Here is a 25,723-nt window from a genome sequence, read left to right on the forward strand (position 1 = left end):
TTAGCCCTTTTCTATTTATGCAGCTTGCGCCAAACTTTGTTGTGCTTCTTCCCTTGCCCTTGCTTTCACAAACAAGGTAAATGCCCCGATCAGTATCACTGAGAAACTAAGGTAGGCAGTGCCTAACAGGCTTTGGCTCTGAATAGGTATCGCGTTTACGATGCCGTAACTGAAGATCGAAGTAATGATATACATAGACCCTCCGGTAACACCACTTGCTATACCTGCGTTTTTGGTAAAACGTCCGAGACAAAAAGCAAATACATTATTGAAAATGAAACCTCCGAAAAAGTGGATAACCAGTGTGAAGCCCATGAATGTAAAGAAATTGCTGAACAAAGCAGATGTGCTTATCATGAGGACAGCCGCAATAGCCTGTAGTGCAATCGCTACACCTATCTTCCTGTTAAAAGGTTTTTTAATGAGCATCTTGGAAGTGATACCACCCAGCATCAGCGCCACACCTGAAAACAAGGAACTATAACCCGTTACCACGGGAGAAAAATGGAACACATGTTCAATGATGAAGGGGCTTGTCATACCATATACTACCAGCATTGCATAACTGATGGCAATGATCACCAGTCCTAATGCAAAATCCACTGTGGTGATGGTGGTGTGATAGACCTTCAGAATAGCTTTTGCTTTAAACGGCTGGAAATGTTTGAGGGATTCCCCGCTGTAGATCAGTTCAAATGCCAGTATAATAACGGCAAAGATGCCGAGGAAATAAAAGTTGGAAGACCAGCCAAAAACAGTTTGCAGATAACCACCGATGAAGGGAGCAATGATAGGGGCGGTGGCCCAGATGATAGAAAACAGGCTCACATAATGTTTTAATTTATCGCCGGAATAGACATCTACAAAGTAAGCTCTTTTACCTACTACGATCATGGCTACTGTGGTACCTTGTACAATACGCATGGCGTAGATCAGGTAGATATTGTGCGTGGCTGCGATGGTGAAACTGGCCAGTGCAAATATTAAAAGTGAACCGGTGCCTAATCTGAAACGGCCATAACTATCCAGCAGACTTCCTACAAACCATTGACTGATGCCATAGCTTACCATGAATAAGATCAGTGAAAGCTGCACCGCGGAATTGGTAACAGACAGATCACTTGCCATGGACGGCAATGCCGGAATATAAATATCCGTAGCGAAGCCGGAGAGGGGAAGCAGGGCAAACGATAAAAACGTGCTGATCCCCTGGTGATTGTCTTTTATGAGTTTCATGTGTGTGTGTTGAGAGGGCAAAAATAGACCATTTAGTTTATTTTATCCAAATATATTTTTACTGCTGATTGCTTCACTCTTCGTAATTAATTGATAATTAAGTGATTGTTTAGAGATAAAATAGACTGTTTGGTTTATTTTATTTAGTTTATATTTGCATTATTATGAGTAAAGCAGAACAAACCAGGCAATCCATCATTGAAACGGCAGCTGTTATCTTCAATGAAAAGGGGATTGCGGGTACATCTATAGATGATGTACTGAAAGCGGCGGATGTTGCCAAGGGCTGCCTGTATGGTCATTTTGAAAATAAAGAAGCGCTGGCTTATGCCAGTGTGGATTATATGCTGGACAAGATCCGGGCGAGAAGGGTGGCGGTGTTTGCCAAACATAAAGGGGCTATTGAAAAGATCCATGCTTACCTGGAAGTACAGCGGAATCCGCTGAATACTTTGCTGCAGGGTGGCTGTCCTGTTGTGAACCTTTCCGTGGAGTCTGATGATACCAATCCTGTGATCAAGAAAAAGTTGAAGGCTTTGTACGAAAGTGGCTTTAAGGCTTTTACGGAAGTGTTGCAGGAGGGAATTGATACAGGGGAGTTGTCTGACAAGCTGAATGCAGCAGAATTTGCTACAAAGCTGTATGCAGCAGTGCAGGGGGGAATAATGATCAGCCGCATTATGAATACGAATAAACCTATGCAGTTGGTGATACAGAGTTTGAAGGATGAGTTGGCGACTTATAGTTTACGTCCGATTCCAAATTGATCACCTGCACGTACCGCTTTATTTCCATCGAACTGCACTTCTATCATTTTCTCACTAGCCACACTGTTATTGAATTCATCCTTCAGTGTTAGTATAATTTTCCGGGTCTTCGTTTCGATCACCTCTCCACTTGAAGGGTAAGCATATTTGCCATCTATGCTGAATGTAACCCAGCCAGGCATATCCTGTACGGGGATAGTAGTAAGTTGCTGATAAGGTGCTGTTGCATTAAATACATGCAGGCGCATATTGTGACCATCACAAAGCCATATTTCTTTTTCGTCCGGTGTAAGACCAATGCCATGACTAGGGTTGCCATGTCGTCTTACCGGTCCCATTTCCCATCCTTCTACTTCTACATGGGCAATTTTTGTACCCTGCTTCAGATCACCTACTTCAAAACCAAGCAAGCTATCTACTGTTACATAAACAAGCGTTTCTTTTGAATTAATGGTAAAGGGCCGGATATTGCTATCGAAAATACCGACTTTCCGAACCAGCGTATGTGTTTTCGTATCGGCTATGTGCAGCCAGGGGCTTGCAATGTCTGCCATGTAAACAACGTTTCCTGATGGCCCATAAATAGTATTGTGGGCTCTTTTATGTACGTTGATCTTTTTAATGATCTCCCCTGTTTTGCAGTTTACTACATTCCAGAAACCTTTCTCGAGGGATGGGAGATACATGGTGAGGCCATCCGGAGAGATGGACATGCGATCACATCCTCCCTCGAATGCTTTTTCCCATATGACTTTTTCTGTGGTCAGGTCAATACGTTGTAATGATTCCAGGGTGCTTACATAAATGCTGTTGAGGGGTATGCTTACAGCGATGCCTTTTACATTGGAGGGTTTTCCGTTGGGGTGCAGTCCTTGGGTGGGGATCCTTTTAACAAAACGGTGGTTATCATTTATGTCAAAGACCAGGATACCATGTCCTCCGTATCCGAGGTAGTCGCGGATTCCAGGGGTGGCTACGTAGAGGTATTGCTTTTGTGCTGATGCTGTTAAAGAAATGAAATAGAGTCCGAAGAGTAATAGCAATGATTTCATGAGTATTAAAATACGGGAATTGCGGATATTTTAATAATTTATGTGATGGGCTGCTGCTATATAATAGCAGTATTGCTATGTAATTTTTAGCTATGAAGATCCTAGCAATGTACGAAGGGATGGCCAGTTTGTTCCCAAAGAAAGTATTGGTGACCCTGATCCATGCAGAGAGCGGCGCTGCCATAGGAGAATACAAAATTGGCCGTGAGCAGTTACCCGAAGTATTTAACAGGCCCACCACCCTGGATATGGGGGATCGTTCCTGGCGAATCGTGAAAGCCAGGCCGTTTTTATTGGAGGGGGTTAAAAAAATAACCTTACATGTAGTAGAACCGACAGCCCCTTTTGATAAATTCATAGTGCCTACCAAGAGTTATCCCCCTTCCGTGTTAATGGAAACCCCATCTAGTGACCTCATTATTAACATTTCACTGGAAGATTGGCGGCAGCTGGAGTTGCTTCCCGTTGCTCAACTGGAATTGATCCAGGAGCAAATAACCATTATTGAAGGCATGCTGGAGACTATAAATGAGGATGATGGATTGCTGGGATATGATACCATTCATGAACGGATTGATATAGAAGGTGCTGTTTTGAACATTCCCTTTGATGAATTCTTTCAGTTTGTAAATGGTGTTGAAAGAGGCTATGTACAAGGCGTAGCAGATAGCTTTGTGATCCGTTCAGAGAACTATCAATATTATGGTATTATGAGAGAGGGTGTGATAGTGAATTTATGCCTGTTGGAGTTTGATAGTGCCGAAGATGAATTTGCGGGAGTGGTGGAAAAATATGAGTTGCTACTTGCAGATTGGTGCAATGGGAAAATTATTTTTTAATTTTCTGATCCTCCACTTTTGTGTTATATTAGGAGTAGTATTCGAGAGTAACCATATCATCATTAACAAAAAGTTATTATTCTATTAACATTCCTGTAATAGTATATACTGTAATTGCACTCAGAAATTCTTGTAAATTTTTCTCCTCTTTATTTTAAGAAATCTAAAAATATCTGAAGTATATTGCCGGTCGAATAGAAACCTGCTAAGCTTTAAATATTTTATTTTTTGAATTTTCGAGGAAGCAAGGGTTTCCTATTGCTGTAACTTTTTTCTCCATGAGGTTTTCCCCTCCATACGTGTTAACCATATCACAGGCTGAGGCTTTAAGTTATTTTACTAGCTAATCGATTCTTTATTATGGACGATTCACTTATTCTTCAACGATTGAGGCAAGGTGATAAAAGTGCCTTCAAAGATCTATTTGACAAGTACTTTGATGCGTTACTTATTACGGCATTGCAATATTGCAAGGAGCCGAATGATGCACAAGATATTGTACAAGAGGTGTTTGTGGCGTTCTGGGAAAACAACCAGTTTGACAAAATGATCAACGACGCAGCTTTGCGCGGTTATTTATTCAAGACCTTACGAAATAAATGTTTGGATAAGCTGGATGCACAGAAGCGCCTGCAGCATAACCTGGACGCATATGCTTATTGCCAGCGGGAGGATACGGAGGAGTTTACTTTGGAGGCCCCTGGCCCTATGTGGCATGATCTGGCCAAGGGGTTGAAGATGCTACCTCCGCAGACCTTGAAAGTGGTGCAGATGGTGTACTTTAATCAGAAGAAACAGAAGGAAGCGGCGTATGAGCTGGATTTAAGTCCTAATACCATACGTAATCAGCTGGTTCGGGCAATGAGGCTGTTAAGGAAAAATCTTGAAGCTGGTAAGTAGTAGATTAAGGAGCAAATCGGGTCTATAAGTTATGACTGATAACAATTATTCGGATATTCAGGATCTTATTTCGTTGGAATTGGCTGATCAGACCAGCGCTTCAGAGAAAAAGTACTTGCATGATTTAATTCAGAATGATGAAGCAGTAAAGAAGCTGTGGGAGGAGAGATGCGCTCAGCATGCTTCCACAGCGGATGCGTATAATAGCGTGAATAGGGATGCTGCCTGGCAGACTTTTAGTTCCCGCATTGTTACCCCTTCTCATCGCCGCCGGCCTGTTTACAAGGTACTGCGGGTGGCAGCAGCAGCAAGTGTAGTTGTTGCTTTAGGTGTTTACACTTTTTTTAAGATTTATCCCTCAAATCCTACCCAGACATTTGATCATAACACTGCGCGGCTGACATTGGCCAGCGGAGAGGTAATTGATCTGAGTCGACCCCAAAAAACTATTGTTATACCGAATGGACCTACTGTTAATAATACTAACCGGAGTTTGAGTTACTCCGCTTCCGGGGCCTCTAATGAGATGAATGAACTTTGGGCTCCTGCAGGTTCTGATTACAAGATCGTGTTATCTGATAATACAGAGATCTGGCTTAACTCGATGACTCGGCTTCGTTTTCCTTTTCAGTTTACTCCAGGTAAGAACCGCGAGATCACCATTGATGGGGAGGCTTATATAAAGGTGGCCCCTAATGCTTCTTCTCCTTTTATTGTTCATTTACCATCTGGGGACGTGCAGGTGCTGGGTACGGAGTTTAATGTGAACACTTATAATCATACTACTGCTGTTGCATTAGTGAGCGGGTCAGTTAAGGTGCTCGTGAAGGAAGAAACAACTGTTGTGAAACCAGGTTACCGAGTTGTTTATAATGGTAGTTTTCAAACAAATGAGTTTGATTCTAAAGAGGTGCTGAGTTGGATGGAGGGCTTGCATTTGTTCAGCAATGCGAGTTTGGCGGAGATTGTGAAGGTGTTGCCCCGGTGGTATGGGGTGGAAGTTGTATTGGATGATGCTTCTACGGCTCAGAGCCGGTTTACGGGTTATATAGATCGTAACAGGCCAATCGGTGAATTTTTACATGAGATAAAGGCTACGGCTGATGCTGACTATTATTATAAGGACGGTGTGTTACATTTCCGTTAAGACAATTTTTGGATTGAAAGACTTCCTACATTCGCTTTTGAATATCGCTCCACTTTGATATAAATTCTATTTACTGTAAGCAAAACTGATTCGTGTTTAGGCATGGGTTGGGGTGCTGTGTGCTTATACGATCCATTTTAGCTTAAGTATATTTTTTTGTTAACTCATTGTGAATGTTTCTGAGGACTTATACTGTTGTTTAATACTACCGTTTATGGATATACGTAGAGTCACTTCTTCTTCGTTAATGAGTTGTTAATAAATGGTTGTTGTCTGCTATGGTGGCCGATTTGCTTAACATATAGGTAACATAACAGAGTAGTATTAAAATACTGATAACCGGTCTTTGAAGCATAGAATTTAAAAAAATGAAAACATCAAACTGCCGATCATGAGACTGACTTTTACTGCCTGTATTCGTAGGGTCCTCCTGCTAGTCCCTTTATTCTTATGTACCATTCTGTTGGCTAATGATACGCAGCATGGAGAAAAGATTACGCTATCTGAAAAAGCGATTCCGCTGAAATCAGTGTTCAAAAAAATTACGTCTCAAACAGGAATTAAATTTGTTTACAGTAACCGGTTGATTGATGATGAACAGAAGGTGAATGTTAGTGTGAAGGATGCAGATCTGGAGGAGGTGATGCAGCAGATATTTGTGGGGAAGAAGTTTGAGTTGCAGCGGACGAGTCCGAAGAGTGTGGTTTTGATTGTGCATGAGAAGGTGGTTTCTTCTATTCCTACCTCTGCTGTTACTAACGATATAGCTATCATTGATGTTTCAGGTACAGTTTCAGATGTTGCAGGGGAGAAACTTCCCGGAGCGACAGTATTGGTGAAGGGAACAAATAAAGCTACGATGACAGATGGCGAGGGGAGGTTTAGGTTGGCTGGAGTTTTGGCGAATGCGAGGATTATGGTGAGTTATACGGGGTATGAGGCAGAGGAGGTGAAGTTGCAGGGGCAACGGGAGTTACGTGTGAAATTACAGAGAGGGGAGAATAAATTGAGCGAGGTTGTGGTGGCTTATGGGATGAGTACCCAACGTTCTAATACCGGGGCTGTTACTGTTGTTAAAGGTGAACAGATACAGAATTTGCCTAATCGGTCGTTTGATAAGAGTTTGCAAGGACTCGTTCCGGGTTTGCAGATCACAAATGGAACCGGACAGCCAGGAGGAGGTGTGAGTAGCATGGTGCAACGTGGAATTTCAACAGGGGGAGATGCTTTTTCTGGGTCTACCGTAAGGAACCCACTGATTGTAATTGATGGAATTCCAGTTACACAAGATAATTTTCAGAATTTGATAGGAGTTTCGAATACTCCGATTAGTAACCCATTAGCTCAACTGAATCCATCAGATATTGAATCAATAACAGTTTTAAAAGATGCTGCTGCAATAGCATTATATGGATCTAAATCAAGTAATGGAGTAATACTTGTAACAACTAAAAAGGGAAAGATAGGGAAAACAGTTATTGGAATTCGCTCTCAATTGGACATGGCTGTTTTACCAAAACGAAACCTTAAAAATATTCCCACCCAAAATCAATATCTCCAGATGTTATTTGACAGTTACAGAGGAGCAAATCCAACGTGGTCAGATAACATAATAAAAAATGATTTATATAACAAATTTCCCTATCAAGTAATAGGAGGCGATACGGTATTTTATTCTACACCTGATTGGGGAGAAGTTATATACAACAATGCTGCTCCTACATTCAGTAATGAAATATCCGTGTCTGGTGGCAATGAAAAAGGAAATTTTTATATCAATTTAGAATATACTAAACAAGATGGGATTGTTCGATCAACAGGGTATGATCGAAAATCTTTGAGAATAAACTTTGAGAATAAGCCCATTGAATGGTTGACTTTAGGTACTAAAACCTCACTTTCTTACAATACTCAAAGCTATACAAATGCAACAGAAGGGGAAAATTCATATGGATTGGTTCAGACAATTTCGCCATTAAACCCAATTAGGAATTCTGATGGAAATTACATTCTTTATTATCCATGGGGAGGAACCTCCACTACTGGTGTATTAAATCCATTAGCGACTTTAGAGTATAATGCTTCTAAGAATACTTCCTATAGAGGAATTAGCAAGATTTATGGACAAGCGTCATTTCTTAAATATTTTAATTTTAGTTCAAGCTTAGGGATTGATTTCATGTTATCTGAGGCTATGGATAAAGTTGACCCAAGATTCAGAGGTGGGGTTGCAAATGCGGCAACAATAGTAGATAAGGATAGACGAAGGGCTAATGTTTTGACGACGAATCTTCTTTCAGCAAAGTTTCTTGTTAAGAATAACCATGATATTAATTTTTTGCTAGGTCAAGAGGCTCAGATATTATCTGAAAGGACAATTGGAGGAGAAGTTAAAGGGGATAGTACTGCATTGCCATATTATGATCAACTTACAAGCCCTGGATATACAGCCACGCAATTACAAGGATATAAATTTAGACAAACTTTGCTTTCCTGGTTTGGACAAGTTAATTATGGATTTAAAAGAAAGATCTTTTTTTCAGCCAGCATGCGTCGGGACGGTTCATCAAGATTTGGAAGTGGTGAGCTTTGGGGTACTTATTGGTCACTAGGTGGTGGATATGTCATGACAGAGGATATTCTTAAGAGCTACGCGAAATATGTTTCTTTCTTAAAGCTAAGAGGCAGTGTTGGGGTATCTGGGAATTCAGGAGCAGTAGATCCTTCTACAAAGTTTGATGTTTTGCGCCAAGGATTATATGTAAACCGAACTTCTGTTGTTAGTAGTGATGTGCCAGGAAACCCCGAGATAATGTGGGAGAAAACATTGTCATGGAATGTTGGTTTGGATGCTAGATTGTTTAACGATCGCTTAATGTTTAATATAGATGTATATGGGAAAAGTACTAAAGATTTAATCTATTCAATAAACCTGCCTACCATTAGTGGTTTTATATCAGTTAAGGATAATATTGGAGATATCAAGAATAGAGGAATTGAATTATCGATGGCAGTTGATATAATAAGACAACGAAATTGGCGGTGGAATGCTTCTGCAAGCCTGAGCTCTAATAAAAACATATTGGTTAGATCGTATGTCCCATTTTCATCACTAATTGCTGGAAACCTTGCAAATGAAGAAGGACGAAATTATAATTCTTTCTATTTGCGTCAATGGGTGGGTGTAGATCCTTCAGATGGAAAGCCATTGTGGGTCGATTCAACTGGAAAAAGTACAAGTGTTTATAATAACGCAAAAAGAGAGTTTGTTGGTAAGCCACAGCCAGATGGGTTTGGTACACTTAGTAGCACTCTATCATATAAGGAGTTTGAGTTTAGCTTTCAGTTCTACTATCAGTATGGGTTCCAAGTTTTAAATGAAAAAATGATGACACTTGTTAATGATGGAGCAACTCCATATATTAATCAAGCTAGCTATGCACTGGATTATTGGAAAAAACCTGGAGATATATCACCTAATCCGAGGAGGCTGCTTAATAATAAGGATGGTGGAAGAAATGCATCAACAAGATATCTCATAGATGGCGATTATATTAGGTTAAGTAACGTAGCATTATCATATAATTTTAATCCCAAGTTTCTAAATAGCATAAAGCTTAAAATGATCAAAGTTTTTGTTCAGGGGAATAATTTAGGCATTTGGACAAAGCTATCAGATCAAGATCCAGATAATGTTAACATAGCAGGAGGCTTAAGTAGCCCTTATCCGAATGCAAAAAATTATAGTATTGGTGTTCAAGCTAATTTTTAATATGAGTGTCATGAAAAAAAAGAAGTACAAATATTTACTGTTCTTATACATTATATGTTTTTCTTGTGGAAAGGATTTTTTGAATTTTCCAGTTCCAGGGGTATTAACAAGGCAAGATTATGTAAAAGATCTTCAAACAACACAAGAATTCCTGAATGGCATCTACAATAAGGTTTCACCTATTCTAGCTGGAAATACTTTATTATACCCAGAGGTGATTTCAGATAATATTAAGCCGGTTACTGGAGGTACAATGTTTAATGCACATTATAATTGGTCGCAACGTTCAAGCGATGTTAACTCAAACGATGCCAATTTGAATTTGCTTTCTGTTAATATATACAATGTCATATCAGGATGTAATTTTGTTATAGAATCATCTCTTAAGTTCGAGAAGGAAAATCAAATAAAGGCAGCTGATTTAAGAGGACAAGCTTTAACAATTCGAGCTTTAATGTATTATATGCTTGTTAACATTTATTCACAGCCATTTAATTATACTACTAATGCTTCTCATCCTGGAGTTGCTATAAATACTGAATCAGATTGGAACTCTATTCCCGTGAAACGTAACACTGTTTCCGAAGTTTACAACTTTATATTGGATGATCTAAAAAAGGCTGATGAATTACTTCCTCCTGTTACAGGAAATACTTTTTACATTAATTCTTATGCAGTAAAAGGGCTGTTAGCAAGAGTTTTGCTATCAAAAGGTGATCATAGAAGTGCTTGTGACTATGCAAGATATGTTTTAAGTGTAGTTCCAATTATGACAGCAAACTATCCCGGGAAATTATATACTCTGCAAGAGACGGAAGCGCTTTTTCAAATTCCTCAGAATTCTCAAGTTCCTATCCTTTTTTCATCATACTATTTTAGGACTTCTGTTCAGTTTCATGCATCATCAGACATTGCTAGCATTTTGAATGAAAGTACGACAGATTTACGTAGGAGCTGGGTGACAAAAAATGTAACAACAAATATATGGACTGTTACTAAATATCCACAAGGCATTATCGCTAATATATCTGTGCCTTCAATATCATATTATCATACTGTGATTAGATCTTCTGAAATGTGTCTCATCGCTGCGGAAGCATATGCTAAGCTTGGCGGTTCTTTTGAAGACAGTTCTCGATTTTATCTGAACGAGATAAGGAAAAGGGCTGATATTAAAGCAAAGGATATCGTAGCAAAAGGACCGTCATTGTTAGATTCGGTTTACAAAGAAAGAAGAAAGGAACTTGCTTTTGAAGGTTTTCGAATGTTTGATTTATTGCGATGGAACTTAGGTATAAATAGAACAGATGTGACAAACCCTTTATATAAGCAATTGCCATTCCCAAGTAATATGGCAATAGCACCGATACCAGAAAAAGATGTACTGCTTATTGGATTAGAACAGAATATGGACTATTAATCTTTAAATATTAAATTAAGTTAAAATGAATCTATTTCTTGCTGGTCTACTCTTTATACTCACAAAAAATACAGTAATCGAGCCACTTCCAGTCAAACAAAAAACTATCATTCAATTATCTGTCGATTCGACTGCTGCTGCTAATTATCATGAGTTACAATGGGTTGAAGCTGATTTTATTGGTGATAATCCGGAATGGGTAAAGATTAAACCAAAGGCAGGCAATAATATTTTTGAATGGGAAATTAACACAAGTGAGCCTATTATCATTAATAGTATTAAGCTATTAGGAACTTTTTTTAGTAATATGATTGAGCCTGGCGATAGTATCAGGATGGCATATTTGAATAAAAATTTGATTATATCAGGACGAGGAGCTGAAAAATTAAACGTCTTCAGAGAAATTCAAGACCACTTAAGTAAAAATAGAATAAAAAGTAAGGAATTGTTTGAGATTGGCTCGATCGATGATTATTTGGAATGCAGTAAGTATATAGACCATAGGCGATCCATTGCTGAGCAAGTATTGAAGAGATATGAATCACGCATTTCCCCTTTCGCAAATAAGTATATAGCAATAAAGGTCATATCTGCAATTGAACATGAATTAATACTTAAATTTATAACTCTTTATAAGAATCGTAATAAACTTGGATTATCTGAAAAGAATATTTGCGATATATATGATTCAACCATTGCAAAGCCTGAAGTGGCCTGGCTAAAGGAGTCGCAAGATATCTATTCTAATGTGTCATATCAGTATTATATGACTTTTTTTGAAATTTTGCGAGATAATAACTTTTCAGCACCGCAGATATTGAATGGAGGTAATGAAGATTATTATGCATATCGATGTAAACTTATTTTTGATCGTGTAGCTAAAACATTATCTGGTAGAATGAAAGAAGATGTGTTGAAGTATTTAGTTACGACATTGGGAATTCATGTAGCCAGCATGAACCCTATTTTTGAAGAACTTCTGGAACAGTATTACAATATGCCTGGTGATCAAAGATATAGAGATTTCGTTCATGAATATGAAGCAAAGCATATAAAAAGTAGTCTGCAACGGAATGCAAAAGCTCCTTTTTTCTCTTTGATGAATGAGCATAATGACTCATTTACTCTCCAGGAAAATTTGGGAAAAACAACGATATTATTTTTCTGGGAACCTAGCAATTTTGAGTGTAGAAAATCTGTAAAAGTAATTCGAGAAATCATGCAGCAGTATGATAAAGATTCAAATTTTGTTTTTGTCGGAATTTCTGTTGAAAATGATAGATTAAAGTGGACTAATTCATTAAATAGTAAATCTGAGATTTTCAGAGAGGGAGTACAGTTATATACAAATGGAAAGGGTAAAAACCATCCAGTAATTAAGGGTTATGGGATTAAAAAATTCCCGGCTCTGTTTGTAGTAAATGAAAAAGGTAAATTATTAGCCGACCAATTTGAAACACCGGGAGAAGACATGGGGAAACAATTGAGTTCAATATTATCTGTGCAAAAAGCCTCGTCTAATGATGGACCCTATGTGTTTTATTCAAGGGATTCTGTCGTTTCCTGGAAAGAGAGCGAAGGAAGTATCTTAAAACAATCATGGGAAGCAGGAAAAGATATCGAGTTACTTACTTATGGTGATAGTCCCGAAAGGAGATTTCAGTTTAAGTTGAAGAGAAGCCTAAAGAACGAACCGTCTGTTTATGAACAAGTAGACAAACTATTTGTTCTTTCTGATATCGAAGGTAATTTTGATGCTTTCAGAAAATTGCTCCAGGTAAACAAGATAATTGATAGTAATTATAATTGGATATTTGGAAATGGACATTTAGTTTTTGCAGGGGACATGTTTGATAGAGGAAAGCAAGTCGTAGAATGTTTATGGCTTCTTTATTCCCTTGAAGAAAAAGCAGACATGGCTGGAGGTAAAGTGCATTTCATATTAGGTAATCATGAAATAATGAATCTTAATGGCGATTTTAGATATGTTGATGGTAAATACCTTTCAAGCGCACAAAAGATGAATTTAACATACGGTGACATGTATAGATGTAATAGTGAATTAGGGAGATGGCTAAGAACAAAAAATATAGTTGAGAAGATCGGAGATTTATTGTTTGTGCATGGAGGAATTAGTAAGGAAATTGTTGATCTAAACTTACCATTGGAAGAATTGAATAAGATGGGGAGAGAGTATTATGACAAGGAGTTAGAAGGTCGTAATTCAGAGGAGGGATCTGTTTCATTGCTGTTCAACTTTAAGACTTCTCCATTCTGGTACCGGAAATATTATACGGTAGATACATCAGATATGTTAAATATTACATTAGTTATTGATGAAACTTTAAAAAGGTTTAATGTTTCTAAGATCATTACAGGACACACAATTGTTGCAAATGAGATCACTGAGCACCATGGGGGGACAGTAATAAATACGGATACGAAGCATTCAGCAGGAATGTCAGAAGCTCTGTTAATCGAAAATGGATTTTATTATCGGGTTGGATTAGATGGGATTAAAAAACCTTTGGAGCCAGCCCATTAGTGAGTTTGAAATTTGAATTATTAGCATACTGTACAATTTATTCAGTAGCGAAGAGTAAGTTTGTTCCTGTATGTAAATGGGAATGTCAACATTCCTTATCAGTTCAAGTTTAAAAAATTATAATTATGAAAAAGTATTCATTTCTTGGTATGGCTTTACTCGCTACTTCTGCCATTACCGCAGCTTTTATGCCTTCTAGTGCTAAATCAAGTTCAGGAGACGAATTAAATGGATTCTTACATCCTGATCCATTTGTTGTAGACAATGACCTGACTTGCACAAATTTGGATGAAGGGCAATGTTCCTATACTGTGACTACTGCGACTCCTGGGACAGTTCAGCAGGCAGGTGTTTCTGAAACTTTACAGTTCTCAGATACTCAGCTTCAAAGTGTTTATACTGAACCAGATGGAACTACACTGAATGAATCATAATCAAATGAAGCTATCGATTTGAATTAGTAAATAACTTTTCGTTTTTAGAGCGAAAAGTTATTTACTTGCTGTTTTTAACCCTCTTTTATTTTATAGCTTCTTAAGATGAAAAATACATTTATAGTTTACCTATTCATTACGCCTTTAATTTGCAAAGGTTGTAAGGAAGAACCTAAATCGAATTTGGTAGAAAGTTCCTATGAGTATATTGACCCAGAATACGACCAAGTTTCAATTGAAGCCACACCGGATAGCTTACATTTTTTGCTAAGCGATCATTTTTATAGTTCATTAAGATCTTTTAATGCATTCAGTTCAGGTGACTCGACTTATGTTTCCTTTTTCAATAAGCAGGCTCGTGCAATTGGCATTTATGATGTGGAAAACCAAAGGGTTGCGGGGTATGTTGAACTTGCAGATTCAATTATTGGGAAAAGAATGGATAACGTAACGGTCTTTTGCTATAATTTTGATACTATTCTGGTTGCTACAAAAACTAAACTCTTTTTAATCGATTCTTCAGGCAAAATTTTATCTTCATTCAAACTATTCGGAGATTATTTGGCATCTAAAGATCTTCAGGGTCAAAAGAGACTTACTACGCAAATTAATTTAGACAATACGAAGCCCCCCGTTTTTAAGGATAATGTATTGTATTCAGCAATTAGACCAGCTTATTATACTAATAGGACGTTATCTGCACAAAGACGGACTCATATCGCATATGCTATAGATTTGAGGGGGAACAAGGCAAGCTTGCTTTATAATTTCCCAAGATCATATTGGGAGAAATACTTTGGGTATTATTTTATTGATTTTTATTTTTGCCGTAATGATAAGGAGGACTTCATTATAAGTTTTAGTGGGGACTCAAATATTTATGCTACTGACCTTGCAGGAATTAGTCACTCATTCACGGGAAAAAGTAATCTGTTAAAAGGAGATATTTCCCCTTTGGGCAGAGAAACAGATTCAAGTGTAGTTGAAATAAAGCATTTTATGTCTTCGGATAAATATGGACCTATTTATTTTGATACTTATCGAAAACGCTATTTAAGAGCTGCATTGCAAGGGAATCAGGGTGATGATCAAACGTCTAGTAGGAAAGAGGAAATCAATCAATCTATACTTGTTTTTGACGAGAAATTTAAGATCATAGGTGAAAGCAAACTCCCTGGAGATATATCTTTGCGCCATATGTTTATTACTCCTAATGGGAAGATATATGCAAGGACACGAATGAGAGACGAATATAGAATTCATTTCGTTCGACTAGAGTATAAGGAAAATCATCTCAAAGTTTCAAAGAACTAAAATATATATAAAGATGAAAAATTGTAGCATTTTCATTAAAATGGTAATTTTTCTACTATTTTTTAGCTGTAATAATAGTACTTATAAAGGCTTATCAAATGAAGAGTTTATTGTCGATATGAAGCAGCAGAATTTATTATTTGAACAATTAAGCGAATTGGTTCAAGGGGAAATTCCAGTTAATAGATTGAATGACTCATTGATTTTTTTGATAGTCCCTCTAAAGGAAAGCTGCCCTTCATGTCTTAATAAAACACTTGATAGCATTTTAAAACATAAGAGCGATCTTTTGGCTAATAGACTCATAGTTCTGTCAATTAAGGGAGGGCGGAAAACCATAAACTCTTATTTTAGGGAGCGTAATGGGGAGCTACCCACCATTTCGGGTCAGTTGTTTCTAGATAGTACTAATCGTGCTTCTGATTTTAAATTATTTGAGGATAACCCTGTTTTTTATTATACAGTGAATAGAAAAGCATACAAGAAGGTGAAAGCTTTACCAGAAACAGTTAAGACCGATTTGAAAAATTATTTTTCTGGTAGAACAATATGATCTGAATTATGAGTAACCACGCAAAACTTCCATTAAAAATTCCTCATTCTGAGAATTCAAGAAGGTATTTTTCCATTAGGATAAAAGATATGCTCTTAAATGAAAATAGTTATTTTCAAGAAGCGGGAAGGATATTGGTAGTGTCAGCTATGGACGGGAACTTTGCAATACTTCTAGAAGTTTTGTATGCTGCTCGAGTAATTAATAAAAAGAATAACTGGATATTTGGTGATGGTAGACTTGTAATACTCGGAGGGTGCTTTGATAAGGGAGAACATGTCGTTGAGTGTTTGTGGTTAATCTATGATCTTGAGGAGAAAGCTAAGAGAGAAGGTGGGTATGTGCATTTTATACTGGGAGAACATGAAATTCTAAACCTGAATGGTAACTGGCGGCACATGCAACCTATATATGCTACGAACTTAAGAAAGCCAGGAAGTGCATATCTTACTTTATATGACGGAAATAATGAATTATGGAGATGGATTAGAACAAAAAATATTATTGAAAAGATAGGAAATTATTTATTTGTTCGCGGTGGGATATCTAGCAGTTTGGTGGAGCTAGGGTATTCCTTGTTTGATATTAACCGTATTGCTAGAAATCATTATTCTGAAATAAGTAGTCAATTTTCTGACCCATTACTGAACATCCTTTTCAATAGTGAAGAATCACCTTTTTTATACCGCGGTTATTATTTAGGAAATGAGAATTCTAGTACAATTGACAGGATTTTAGAAAGATTCAATGTTTCAAATATTATAACTAGACATAAACAGCCAGGAACAACTTCAATATTTTTTGAAGGGAAAATTGTAAATCTTGCTGGTAGTAGTGATGAAGATTATTACGCATTGTTAATTGTTAGCGGTAAATTTTTCCGACTGTATCGTGATGGCAGAATGGAAGATATTATTTAAATATTTCGTAATAAATCTTAAAATGGGGGTTTAATATTAGCAATATCACAATAACGAAGAAGGTAATAGAGTAGGCCACTTATGCCTTTGAAAAAATTTCCTACAGGTTGACGTTCGTCTTCTGTCAACCAATATGGGCCATGTAAAGGATGTGTTTTTTTGAGATGCATAATAGTTTGTGTGATTTTATCGGCATATGTAAGCCATTTTTCTTCCTTTAGTATCAAAAATGCTTCAAGGTATACATGACCTTTTCCTACAAGGCCAGTCATTTGATTGAGGAATTCTGGATGCTGTTCTTCTAATTGAAAGTTCAATGAATTTATTGCATATTGTCTGTATATTGGATCCTGAAAATATTCAAATGCTTTTAGAAAGGTGAAGCTTATACCAATAACTCCTTCACTCCATAGATTGGAGTATGTTTTCCCTTTTGAATTCACCCAATAACATGTCTCTCCTTGATTTTTTGCTTGAGAAATTAGCCATTTTAATCCATTCTTAGCAGCCTTTAGGGCCTCCGTATTATTATTCAGTTTTCCTACTTCAATAAGAAAGTAGATAACTCCCGCGGCGCCGTTATTAAAGCCTTTTGTTCTTCTTTTGCCGTAAGACCACCCACCATCAGATTGTTGATTTTCAATAATTTTAGTTGTAATCTTTTTTAATTTTTCCTGTACTTGTGCAGGTAGAAATTCTTGACATGCCAGATTGGCAATACCTTGTCCGGATAATCCACTAGAAAGAATAAGTGTTGTCGATTCTCTGCTAAGTAAGCGTTCCATCCATTCAATATGCTCTGAAGACCATGATAACAGCCCATTTTTTAGCGCATGGCTTAAAACAAACGCGATTCCGTCAGAGCCATTAAGTAAACCTATCCCTGATTTATCTATGTTCTTATTATATTTTTCATAAATTAATTCCCATGCCTTTTGAATTCCATATTCAGCTTTTGAAATATCAATCCCTGCTTTTTTTGCTATGGATAGAAAGTAAATAATTCCTGCTACCCCGATGCTAAAACTGCCATACCAAGCCTTTTCCATCTTATCTTTTTCAGGTTTGGGCTTTTTATTTTTAATCTCAGAGAACCATCCCTTTTCCTTATTGCAAAGTAAAGTGCTTCCAAATGTACTAATCGATTCTTGAACTGTTAAGATTATCTCCTCTTTGGTATAGGACTTTTTAATTGATGAAGGCCTTATTATATTTTTTTTAGCGTCATTTTTATATTCTGCGATAGTTTCTAGTAGATTATTGATATTAGGCCTTTCCTCTGGATCAGGATGAATACATTTTGTCACTATTTCAGCTATCCTTTTATCAGGTATAAAATATGATACTTTTCTCGTTATATCTTCTAACTTAACATCATTAAGCTTATATGCAGATATTCCAGCCCAAGACTGTAATGTTAACATTCCTAAAGAATAAATATCTTCTTTTTCAGATGGATTCTGGGACGCATTTTCTTGTTCAGGAGACATGTATCCTCTTGTACCAAGTAAAAAGGGGGGCGAAGGATATTGCAGTGTCATTGAATAGCTAAGTTCTAAATCAATGACAGCTACTCGGCCTCCAGGCATTATTATGAAATTATTCACAGTAATGTCTCTATGAATAATCCCAAAATTGTGCATGCGTTGGATTAGCTTGTATATTTGAATTAAATAATCAATAAATTGCAGCCCTCTTTTTGTCTTGTTGATTAAGTCGGTTCTTAGTTGCCTCTTCCCTTTTTTTAGTATTTTTCCCAAAGGGGATCCTTTTATGCGCTCAATCACTAGATAGTAATTACCATTTTCTTCAAAGGAACCTAATAGCCGAGGAATGCGTAGATTATTTTGCAGTAACTCATGCAATTCCCGTTGCCAAATTAATCGATCTCTAATATCTCGACCATAAGCATCTTTTGTATCTCCGTATGTCCCCTCCTTAATTACACAGGTACCAAAGTCAAATAAACTTTTAATATAAAAACATTTTACAACATCATTTTTCTGACTTTCTTTTAAGCTTTTTATAATGATATAATTATAGCCAATTCGCTTGCCAGCTTTTTTTTCTGCTTTTCCTTTAAATGTACTTTTCTCAGCTGTATCAATTATTTCCTCAACAGTTGTATTTCTATTATTATCAATCATACATAGGAATTTATCAAGAAGAATGTTTATTAAATAGTTATAAGTGATGATATCATTTTATTGATAGGACTTAAACTTAAACGATATTTTAAAGTATCCTTCCTCATCATAGTAATAACTCTGCCTACTATTATCAAACTTAATAGGCGCTCCAAAATCCTTCATCAGATTAAGGTATTTATAAACACATCTCTCAGATATGCCAATTCTACTGGCCAGTTTAGTAGGGGTTCCAGTGGCTTTAGTTTGGATAAGTCGGTCTATGCGCTCCAGGCGCTGCAGCGTGTCTTTTGTCATTGGATAACAAGAATTTTTAGGTAACTGTCTTAAAGCAATAATGAATGGTAGGGTAATAACATAACATAGCCACATCTAACTCTGCACTGCAATAGTTAAATATTCGCTCATATCTCAAGCTGAAAATATCGCCGGGTTAATTCTTCTGTGTCTTCAGTATAAAGTTGAGATATTTAACATTAAAATAAAATGGCTAAACAGACATATTTGTTGCCTAATTGGACTTTTCACCGCCGTATTACTTCACTGGGAGGGTGCCCGAAGTGTGCTCTGTACCTTCTGCTGAAGTTCCCATAGTCCCCGTAGCCCACCATTTCAGAGATCTTATGCATGGAGAGGTTGGTGGTAAGAATCAATTCCCGTGCGGTTTCCAGCCGGGCTCGCTTTACAAATGACTGCAGTGATTCGGCGTAAATTTTCTTGTATCCTGTCTTTAATTTGGATACGCTGATATTATAATCCCGCGCAATTTCCTGATTGCCTAGTTCCCTGGATAAATTATTCAGGATGTAAGCATGAATGGTGGTAAACAGAAGCGCATCGTCATTCATGGAAGAGGATGGAGAGGACTCCTCAGTATCTTTCAAGGTCAGGGCCAGTAACAGCGATATGTTAGCGGGCATTTCTATCTCCCTCATTTTATCGGAGGAAGGTGTCCGCCTTATTTCATTGATCAGTTCATAGAATTTGCTGGTCATTATACCTGTGGAAGAGGTCAGGTAGGTAGATTGATTTTTATCCGATTTGTCCAGCAGCTTTTTCATCAGATCTGAATAAGCGGAGAGTGTAAACAGCTGCTCTCTTGAGAAGTCAATGTGGAAGGACTCATATACCCCGCCCTTTTCCAGCCAGGCTTTATGTGATGCATTACTCACCTGGAAGAACCCAAACTGTCCTGCACGTAACCATAAGGATCCTGCATCTGCCAGCTCGCAGCGGATACTTCCCTTCATTGTAAAATGAAGCGCAGAGAGTGGTTCGGGGGAATGGGGAGCAATAAGTGTGTCTTTTTTAGGAAAGAATACGTGATTGCAAACGGTGAAGCCATTGATCTGCATTACCTGATGTAGGATATTTATGGATGTGGATTCTTCTAAAACGGCCTGGGCATAAGGATAAATATATGACCTATACTGCGATGGTATCTCAGTGATGATAGTGATCTCTGTCTCGGGAATGCCTTTAATGATAAACCGCATATGCGGTTTCGTAGAAAACGGGTAACTCAGCATATTTATATAGGGTTACTGTGATTTATGGTTACTAGGTTTTTAAAAAATATTCTGGTTCCAGGTTAAATAGTATGGTAATGCGTGGAAATCGATCTAGCTAAATTGTTATATCCGGTAATAATATGAGGGACTAACGAACGCAATTAAATGCAATTCTGCAATTATGCAGCAGTGAATGGAACAAAATCATAATTATTTAACATTGAGAGTAGTAGTTTTTCTACGCAGTACTTATTTATCTTGGCTCCTCCCAACTTTTTCGCTCGCGCAAACTGTCTACTCTTACATGAGCAAAGGTACAATATTCGAGATCGGCATGCATAAAGGGGAAGATACCGCGAACTACCTGCAGCAGGGATTTAATGGGTTGGCTTAACAACTAGTTTGACCTATAGTCTTAGCGACAAATAATTCTGAATCATTATTAATTTGAGGCATAATTAAGATATAAAACCAATGGAGCAATCAACGGTTAATAAATCATTTAATAAGTAACCATTATGTTCAATATTTCCAATTTTTATTTCATTTAATATAAAGTAGTCCTCAATAGATTTTTCTTTAGTATCAGGTTTAAAAAGAAAATCTATGAGTTCATTTAAAATGAAAGTCAGATAGTATCTCAGATTAGAGGCGATCTGCTCATTATTGGTATTGGTTGCTGCATCATGAATAATTTCGTTCCGAAGTCTGTAAATTCTTGTAAAATGAATCTCTAAGTTGTTTTTATGAATTCTTATATAGTCACTTGCATTAGCCGGTTTGCCAGCTTTGAAAAAGGATTGTTTATGTTTCATGCTACGATAGGCTAACAAGGGGGAAATGGTTAATAAATGCCGAAAAACTTCATCATAGAAGGTTTCCTTTTCCAGATAGCTATCATTAGATGAAGTATAAGAGGGAATCAAGGATTGATGAGGTCCGCTTAGCTGCGAAAACGATTTCTTGAAGTTATAGACGTTTCTTTTAACATACGCTAACGAATGTGCATTTATGAAATGGTCTTTAATTCTATTAATGGTGCTTTGGCTTTCATAATTAGAAAAAAGATATTCAAGCCCTATCCAATAGTTTATAAACTTGTGTTCAACTTCTGTTGATTGATTACCAAGTCTGAGATATCGAATAGCAGATTTTATTTTTTCTTTAGATTCATTTACAACTAATGGATTATTTAAGATGGCAGGCAATTTTTTAGTGAATTCAAGGTAATGGTCTTTAGCTACTCTATATTTACCATCTAGAATATTAACATTGTTTTGAAAATCGCCTCTTTGAGGTGAGCGAGAATCAATTACCAATGCTCTGTTATGTAATTGTAAGAACTCATCAGATAGACCAAGGTCAATTACATCTAAGTATTCTGATAAAATGCTTCTTGCCTTTTTTAAAGCAGCCAAATAATCTGTAGCAACTATTCTGCAGCGTATGAATTTTCTCGCATTAGCAGGGGCATTATACGAGGTTAGCTCACGTCGCTGAGGGCCATTTAACTGAATGTCATTAATATTATCTGAAAGGGTTAATTTTTGATGAGGAATAGCTGAGATGGAGTCATAAACTTTTTGAGTAGTATCAATTCTAAAAATGACTTCATAATCGCCTGGTAAATCTGAAATTCTAAGTTTAAAATTGCCAAAATGATCAGCGAATTTTTTTCCAGCATGTAGTGAATTGACAAATATTCCATAAACTAATTTATATAAAAAGCCCTTTGAGTAGCCTTTGCTAATTAGTTCGCTAAAAAGTATATTTAGTGTAGTGTCAATTTTTTCTAACTCGCACAGATTATCATCATTTGCAGTTAGTAGTATTTCTAATCCATCAATAACTGTTTTTAAGTATTGACAATTTTCTTTCAGTAGGATCTCAATGCAGGATATGACTTTTTTGTAATTATTTTCATCAATTGTTTTAAGGAGTTGTTCTAGATATTTATGTGAAATAGCGCCTAAAGTCAAATAATTTGGATGATAATTTAAAAGGGAACTTGCTTCATCTACTAACGCCTTTTTCTCTTTTTCTTTTGCTTTTAAGGTCTGGAAGTGCTTTATTCTGCCTATTTGAAATTCCTCTAAGCAGTATTTTAACTCTTCCAGTATAGTCTTGGGATTATTTAACTTAACTCTATAAGAATCAATACTTCCTAAATACAAAAGTTCTAAAGACTTCTCTATAAAAAACCTTTGACAAACAGTCAAACTTGCATTTTTATGGGCAATTATTTGCATGGTATCTTTATTTGGCCTAGCTTTGTATTAGAAATATTAAAATTATTTAAGATAAAAAAGGAAGATAGGTAGATTTGGATCTGGATGCAATTCCGCAATTCTTCGCTACTTCCTTAGATAGTAAGGGAACTTCATTGAAGTTCCCTTTTTTATTTTAACAGTATCTGTGCGAAATTTTTTGTTGCGTAGAACTTGTCTCAGCATTTCTATTTTATATTCTTCCTTTGATTTCAAGAACAACAAATACAAGTCGGCATTTTTGAATTTGTTATTCTTCTAGTTAATAAAGACCCTAATTACCTCTAATTGTACTACTGCAATAGTTCAGTTGTATAGAGAAATAATATTCAATTAAAAAGCCTTCAAATCTTTCGACTTGAAGGCTTTTTAGTTTTTCAGCGGAAAGGAAGGGATTCGAACCCTTGATACCTTGCGGTATACACGCTTTCCAGGCGAGCCAGATCAACCACTCCTGCACCTTTCCGGTTGCCGAATGAATAATTCGGGGCTGCAAAGATATACCTTTGTTCAAAAAATCCAAGTAAAAGCCGTATTTGTTTTAATTATATCTATTTGCCGTTATAAACCATATTCATATACTTCCCACCCTTCTTCAGTTCATCCAGCATCTGGTTTAGCCTTTTCAGCCTGGTTTCCTCCCGTTTGGCATTGCTGATCCAGTAGATATAGTCGTTTTGCTGGTAGGGTGGCCGGTTTTCGTAGGCTTCGAAGAGTTTATGTTTCGTCAGTGCTTGCTCTATGAAGGCCGGCATTGGATGTTTGGGGCGCTTTAAGGAACTGAAATCTTTTTTCATATGCTTCAAATGTAAGAATTTGTATTTTACTGAAAACCCAACATCATGCCATATAATCGCCGGGATTTTATTCAAACTATTGCCATGGCTGGAGCAGCATTGCCGTTTTCCTCTTTTGCCGCAGAAGCATTAAGAAAAGATTGGGAGATCCACGCTTTCTCCAAGCCTTTCCAGTGGATGGATTATAACCTGTTATGCGAAACATTCGCTGCCGCCGGTTTGGATGGGGTGGATTATACGGTGAGGCCGGAAGGGCATGTGTTGCCGGAAAGGGTCACCACGGACCTCCCAAAGGCTGTAGCCGCCGCTAAAAGCGCAGGCCTCAAAACAACTTTGATGACAACGGCCATCCGGGAGGCAAAGGACGCTGATACTTTACTAAAAACCGCGGCTGCTCAGGGTGTGCAATATTACCGCATGGGCTGGTATGATTACATAAAGGGGAAGTCAATTCAGGAGAGCATCCAAATAAGAAACCAACAACTAAAGGAGTTAGCGCAATTGAACAAGCAGTATAATATTCAGGCGGCTTATCAGAATCACTCAGGACTGAGAATGGGGGCCAGCGTATGGGACCTGTATGAAATGATCAAAGATGTAGATCCGAAATATGCCGGTGTGCAATATGATATCCGTCATGCTACTGTGGAAGGGGCCAACAGCTGGTCTTTGGGATTGGAGCTTATTCAGAAACACATCAATACACTGGTGATTAAGGATTTTAAATGGGTGAATAACAAACTGGAGAATGTACCACTAGGGGAGGGGATGGTAGATTTTAAAGCCTTCTTCCAAAAGGTGAAAGAGTTTAATATCCATGTACCCATCACGCTGCATCTTGAATTTGAAATGCTCAGCAAGGAGCAGGAAGCTTTGTCAGTGAAGGAAAAACAGCAGATCGTATTAGGCAAGTTGAAGAAAGATGTACAAACGCTGAAAGGAATGCTTGCCGGAATATGAAAGCAGGCTTAATGCAAAATGGCATCGTATAACTACAATGCCATGGTACAATATTGCGAAAGCGCAGTATTACTATAACTCCGGAGCCGCAGGTGTCAATTCCCCACGCAAAGGTTCCTCAATCAACCGCTTCATCTCTTCCATCGGAATATTCTGCCCCAGCAGGAACATCAACTTAGTAGTAGCCGCCTCAAAAGTCATATCATGCCCACTCACCACACCAACCTTTTGCAGCTGCTGACTGGTTTCATATTTCCCTAACTCAACAGAACCCCCATCACATTGTGTAATATCCACCATCAGGATCCCTTTATCCGCAGCCTTCTGCAGGCATTCTGTAAACCACGCTTGCGTAGTAGCATTACCACTACCAAACGTTTCGAGGATCAACCCCCGCATGCCAGGCGTATTCACAATAGCTTCAACAGCACGGCGTGTAATACCCGGGAATATTTTCAGGACACCAATGTTGGGATCGAGGTTTTTATGTACAGTAAGTGGCTTTACAGGCACAGGGAGTACATAGTTGTTTTTATATTTAATATCGATACCAGCCTCTGCCAGCGCAGGATAGTTCATGGAGTAAAACGCTTCAAACTTCTCCGCATTATACTTCTTGGCACGATTACCGCGGAAGAGCATGAAGTCGAAATAGATGCAGACTTCCGGTACCATACAGTGGCCATTGCTTTTGGTAGAAGCAATTTCCATGGCGGTAATGATATTCTCTTTAGCATCCGTACGGATCTTGCCGATCGGTAACTGGCTGCCGGTGAGGATCACGGGCTTGGAAAGATTTTCCAGCATGAAGCTGAGCGCTGATGCCGTGAAGGCCATGGTATCAGAGCCATGGAGGATCACGAAGCCGTCATAACGATCATAGCGGTCTTCAATAATACTGGCCAGTTCCGTCCAGATCTCAGGCAACATGTCTGAGGAATCCATGGGCGGATTGAAGGCGTAGACGTAAAAGTCAATTCCCATGCGATAAAGCTCGGGGAGGTTATTTCTGATCTCGTTGAAGCCGATGGGCCGTAATGCAGTCGTCTTTTCGTCGTAGATCATCCCTACGGTACCACCGGTATAGATGATTAAAATCTTCGTCATTAGCTCTTATAGAATTGCATGCAAATGTATTCACT

20 protein-coding genes and 1 tRNA gene are annotated in these 25,723 nt (G+C 37.7%); 12 read left to right on the plus strand and 9 right to left on the minus strand.

Annotation, left to right across the window (positions count from 1 at the left end; genetic code table 11):
- Positions 1 to 15 precede the first annotated feature (15 nt).
- Positions 16 to 1,236: an MFS transporter gene (locus GFS24_RS21320; RefSeq protein WP_153663041.1), complete on the minus strand. Its 1,221-nt coding sequence runs from the start codon at positions 1,234 to 1,236 to the stop codon at positions 16 to 18.
- Positions 1,237 to 1,400: 164 nt separating this feature from the next.
- On the opposite strand from GFS24_RS21320, the gene GFS24_RS21325 reads away from it, so the two are divergent.
- Complete coding sequence (locus tag GFS24_RS21325) at positions 1,401 to 2,003, plus strand: TetR/AcrR family transcriptional regulator (RefSeq protein WP_153663043.1); 603 nt, start codon at positions 1,401 to 1,403, stop codon at positions 2,001 to 2,003.
- Here the strand turns inward: GFS24_RS21325 and GFS24_RS21330 are convergent.
- A complete protein-coding gene (locus tag GFS24_RS21330) occupies positions 1,976 to 3,055 on the minus strand; it encodes a YncE family protein (protein WP_153663045.1) in 1,080 nt (359 codons plus the stop codon). The genes GFS24_RS21325 and GFS24_RS21330 overlap by 28 nt on opposite strands.
- A gap of 92 nt (positions 3,056 to 3,147) precedes the next feature.
- Between GFS24_RS21330 and GFS24_RS21335 the strand changes: the two genes are divergently transcribed.
- The 10 genes from GFS24_RS21335 (at position 3,148) to GFS24_RS21380 (ending at position 16,899) form a co-directional block, all read left to right on the plus strand.
- The gene (locus tag GFS24_RS21335) at positions 3,148 to 3,894 is read left to right on the plus strand and encodes a hypothetical protein (protein ID WP_153663047.1); all 747 of its coding nucleotides are present in this window, start codon (positions 3,148 to 3,150) and stop codon (positions 3,892 to 3,894) included.
- A 360-nt stretch (positions 3,895 to 4,254) separates the two neighbouring features.
- Positions 4,255 to 4,794 (plus strand): RNA polymerase sigma factor, encoded by a 540-nt coding sequence (locus tag GFS24_RS21340; RefSeq protein ID WP_153663049.1) that lies wholly within the window; start codon positions 4,255 to 4,257, stop codon positions 4,792 to 4,794.
- A gap of 31 nt (positions 4,795 to 4,825) precedes the next feature.
- On the plus strand, positions 4,826 to 5,941 hold the full coding sequence (locus GFS24_RS21345; protein ID WP_153663051.1) for a FecR family protein: 1,116 nt from the start codon (positions 4,826 to 4,828) through the stop codon (positions 5,939 to 5,941).
- A gap of 391 nt (positions 5,942 to 6,332) precedes the next feature.
- Positions 6,333 to 9,713, plus strand: coding sequence for a SusC/RagA family TonB-linked outer membrane protein (locus GFS24_RS21350; RefSeq protein WP_153663053.1), 3,381 nt, complete (start codon positions 6,333 to 6,335; stop codon positions 9,711 to 9,713).
- 10 nt (positions 9,714 to 9,723) lie between these two features.
- Positions 9,724 to 11,133, plus strand: coding sequence for a RagB/SusD family nutrient uptake outer membrane protein (locus GFS24_RS21355; protein WP_173003149.1), 1,410 nt, complete (start codon positions 9,724 to 9,726; stop codon positions 11,131 to 11,133).
- 25 nt (positions 11,134 to 11,158) lie between these two features.
- Positions 11,159 to 13,678 (plus strand): metallophosphoesterase, encoded by a 2,520-nt coding sequence (locus GFS24_RS21360; protein ID WP_153663057.1) that lies wholly within the window; start codon positions 11,159 to 11,161, stop codon positions 13,676 to 13,678.
- A 125-nt stretch (positions 13,679 to 13,803) separates the two neighbouring features.
- Positions 13,804 to 14,112 carry a hypothetical protein gene (locus GFS24_RS21365; RefSeq protein WP_153663059.1) on the plus strand — a complete coding sequence of 103 codons (309 nt, stop codon included), beginning with the start codon at positions 13,804 to 13,806 and terminating at the stop codon, positions 14,110 to 14,112.
- A gap of 105 nt (positions 14,113 to 14,217) precedes the next feature.
- Complete coding sequence (locus GFS24_RS21370; protein ID WP_153663061.1) at positions 14,218 to 15,426, plus strand: DUF4221 family protein; 1,209 nt, start codon at positions 14,218 to 14,220, stop codon at positions 15,424 to 15,426.
- A gap of 13 nt (positions 15,427 to 15,439) precedes the next feature.
- Positions 15,440 to 15,979: a hypothetical protein gene (locus tag GFS24_RS21375; protein ID WP_153663063.1), complete on the plus strand. Its 540-nt coding sequence runs from the start codon at positions 15,440 to 15,442 to the stop codon at positions 15,977 to 15,979.
- Between the two features lie 8 nt (positions 15,980 to 15,987).
- Positions 15,988 to 16,899: a hypothetical protein gene (locus tag GFS24_RS21380; protein ID WP_153663065.1), complete on the plus strand. Its 912-nt coding sequence runs from the start codon at positions 15,988 to 15,990 to the stop codon at positions 16,897 to 16,899.
- A 17-nt stretch (positions 16,900 to 16,916) separates the two neighbouring features.
- On the opposite strand, the gene GFS24_RS21385 is transcribed toward GFS24_RS21380, so the two are convergent.
- From GFS24_RS21385 to GFS24_RS21410, 6 genes are all read right to left on the minus strand, one after another.
- The gene (locus tag GFS24_RS21385; RefSeq protein ID WP_153663067.1) at positions 16,917 to 19,046 is read right to left on the minus strand and encodes a lanthionine synthetase LanC family protein; all 2,130 of its coding nucleotides are present in this window, start codon (positions 19,044 to 19,046) and stop codon (positions 16,917 to 16,919) included.
- Positions 19,047 to 19,103: 57 nt separating this feature from the next.
- Entirely contained in the window at positions 19,104 to 19,418 is a 315-nt protein-coding gene (locus tag GFS24_RS21390) for an HTH domain-containing protein (RefSeq protein ID WP_371731297.1), read from the minus strand.
- A gap of 152 nt (positions 19,419 to 19,570) precedes the next feature.
- The gene (locus GFS24_RS21395) at positions 19,571 to 20,542 is read right to left on the minus strand and encodes an AraC family transcriptional regulator (RefSeq protein ID WP_173003150.1); all 972 of its coding nucleotides are present in this window, start codon (positions 20,540 to 20,542) and stop codon (positions 19,571 to 19,573) included.
- Between the two features lie 473 nt (positions 20,543 to 21,015).
- Positions 21,016 to 22,806 (minus strand): hypothetical protein, encoded by a 1,791-nt coding sequence (locus tag GFS24_RS21400; RefSeq protein WP_153663073.1) that lies wholly within the window; start codon positions 22,804 to 22,806, stop codon positions 21,016 to 21,018.
- A 399-nt stretch (positions 22,807 to 23,205) separates the two neighbouring features.
- Positions 23,206 to 23,290: transfer RNA gene (locus GFS24_RS21405), tRNA-Ser, on the minus strand.
- 85 nt (positions 23,291 to 23,375) lie between these two features.
- The gene (locus GFS24_RS21410) at positions 23,376 to 23,621 is read right to left on the minus strand and encodes a YdeI/OmpD-associated family protein (protein ID WP_153663075.1); all 246 of its coding nucleotides are present in this window, start codon (positions 23,619 to 23,621) and stop codon (positions 23,376 to 23,378) included.
- 45 nt (positions 23,622 to 23,666) lie between these two features.
- Here GFS24_RS21410 and GFS24_RS21415 point away from each other — a divergent pair, with 45 nt between their 5' ends.
- Positions 23,667 to 24,581, plus strand: a complete 915-nt coding sequence (locus GFS24_RS21415; protein ID WP_153663776.1) for a sugar phosphate isomerase/epimerase — start codon at positions 23,667 to 23,669, stop codon at positions 24,579 to 24,581.
- A gap of 72 nt (positions 24,582 to 24,653) precedes the next feature.
- Here GFS24_RS21415 and GFS24_RS21420 read toward each other — a convergent pair whose 3' ends face one another.
- Positions 24,654 to 25,688: an asparaginase gene (locus tag GFS24_RS21420; protein WP_153663077.1), complete on the minus strand. Its 1,035-nt coding sequence runs from the start codon at positions 25,686 to 25,688 to the stop codon at positions 24,654 to 24,656.
- Positions 25,689 to 25,723: the final 35 nt, after the last annotated feature.

This window comes from Chitinophaga sp. SYP-B3965, from assembly GCF_009647655.1.
Lineage (GTDB): Bacteria > Bacteroidota > Bacteroidia > Chitinophagales > Chitinophagaceae > Chitinophaga.

What these genes read in the sequence shown, in the direction of transcription:
- GFS24_RS21320 (WP_153663041.1), bottom strand. Translation starts at nt 1,236, where the DNA reads ATGAAACTCATAAAAGACAATCACCAGGGGATCAGCACGTTTTTATCG.
- GFS24_RS21325 (WP_153663043.1), top strand. Translation starts at nt 1,401, where the DNA reads ATGAGTAAAGCAGAACAAACCAGGCAATCCATCATTGAAACGGCAGCT.
- GFS24_RS21330 (WP_153663045.1), bottom strand. Translation starts at nt 3,055, where the DNA reads ATGAAATCATTGCTATTACTCTTCGGACTCTATTTCATTTCTTTAACA.
- GFS24_RS21335 (WP_153663047.1), top strand. Translation starts at nt 3,148, where the DNA reads ATGAAGATCCTAGCAATGTACGAAGGGATGGCCAGTTTGTTCCCAAAG.
- GFS24_RS21340 (WP_153663049.1), top strand. Translation starts at nt 4,255, where the DNA reads ATGGACGATTCACTTATTCTTCAACGATTGAGGCAAGGTGATAAAAGT.
- GFS24_RS21345 (WP_153663051.1), top strand. Translation starts at nt 4,826, where the DNA reads ATGACTGATAACAATTATTCGGATATTCAGGATCTTATTTCGTTGGAA.
- GFS24_RS21350 (WP_153663053.1), top strand. Translation starts at nt 6,333, where the DNA reads ATGAGACTGACTTTTACTGCCTGTATTCGTAGGGTCCTCCTGCTAGTC.
- GFS24_RS21355 (WP_173003149.1), top strand. Translation starts at nt 9,724, where the DNA reads ATGAAAAAAAAGAAGTACAAATATTTACTGTTCTTATACATTATATGT.
- GFS24_RS21360 (WP_153663057.1), top strand. Translation starts at nt 11,159, where the DNA reads ATGAATCTATTTCTTGCTGGTCTACTCTTTATACTCACAAAAAATACA.
- GFS24_RS21365 (WP_153663059.1), top strand. Translation starts at nt 13,804, where the DNA reads ATGAAAAAGTATTCATTTCTTGGTATGGCTTTACTCGCTACTTCTGCC.
- GFS24_RS21370 (WP_153663061.1), top strand. Translation starts at nt 14,218, where the DNA reads ATGAAAAATACATTTATAGTTTACCTATTCATTACGCCTTTAATTTGC.
- GFS24_RS21375 (WP_153663063.1), top strand. Translation starts at nt 15,440, where the DNA reads ATGAAAAATTGTAGCATTTTCATTAAAATGGTAATTTTTCTACTATTT.
- GFS24_RS21380 (WP_153663065.1), top strand. Translation starts at nt 15,988, where the DNA reads ATGAGTAACCACGCAAAACTTCCATTAAAAATTCCTCATTCTGAGAAT.
- GFS24_RS21385 (WP_153663067.1), bottom strand. Translation starts at nt 19,046, where the DNA reads ATGATTGATAATAATAGAAATACAACTGTTGAGGAAATAATTGATACA.
- GFS24_RS21390 (WP_371731297.1), bottom strand. Translation starts at nt 19,418, where the DNA reads ATGTGGCTATGTTATGTTATTACCCTACCATTCATTATTGCTTTAAGA.
- GFS24_RS21395 (WP_173003150.1), bottom strand. Translation starts at nt 20,542, where the DNA reads ATGCGGTTTATCATTAAAGGCATTCCCGAGACAGAGATCACTATCATC.
- GFS24_RS21400 (WP_153663073.1), bottom strand. Translation starts at nt 22,806, where the DNA reads ATGCAAATAATTGCCCATAAAAATGCAAGTTTGACTGTTTGTCAAAGG.
- GFS24_RS21410 (WP_153663075.1), bottom strand. Translation starts at nt 23,621, where the DNA reads ATGAAAAAAGATTTCAGTTCCTTAAAGCGCCCCAAACATCCAATGCCG.
- GFS24_RS21415 (WP_153663776.1), top strand. Translation starts at nt 23,667, where the DNA reads ATGCCATATAATCGCCGGGATTTTATTCAAACTATTGCCATGGCTGGA.
- GFS24_RS21420 (WP_153663077.1), bottom strand. Translation starts at nt 25,688, where the DNA reads ATGACGAAGATTTTAATCATCTATACCGGTGGTACCGTAGGGATGATC.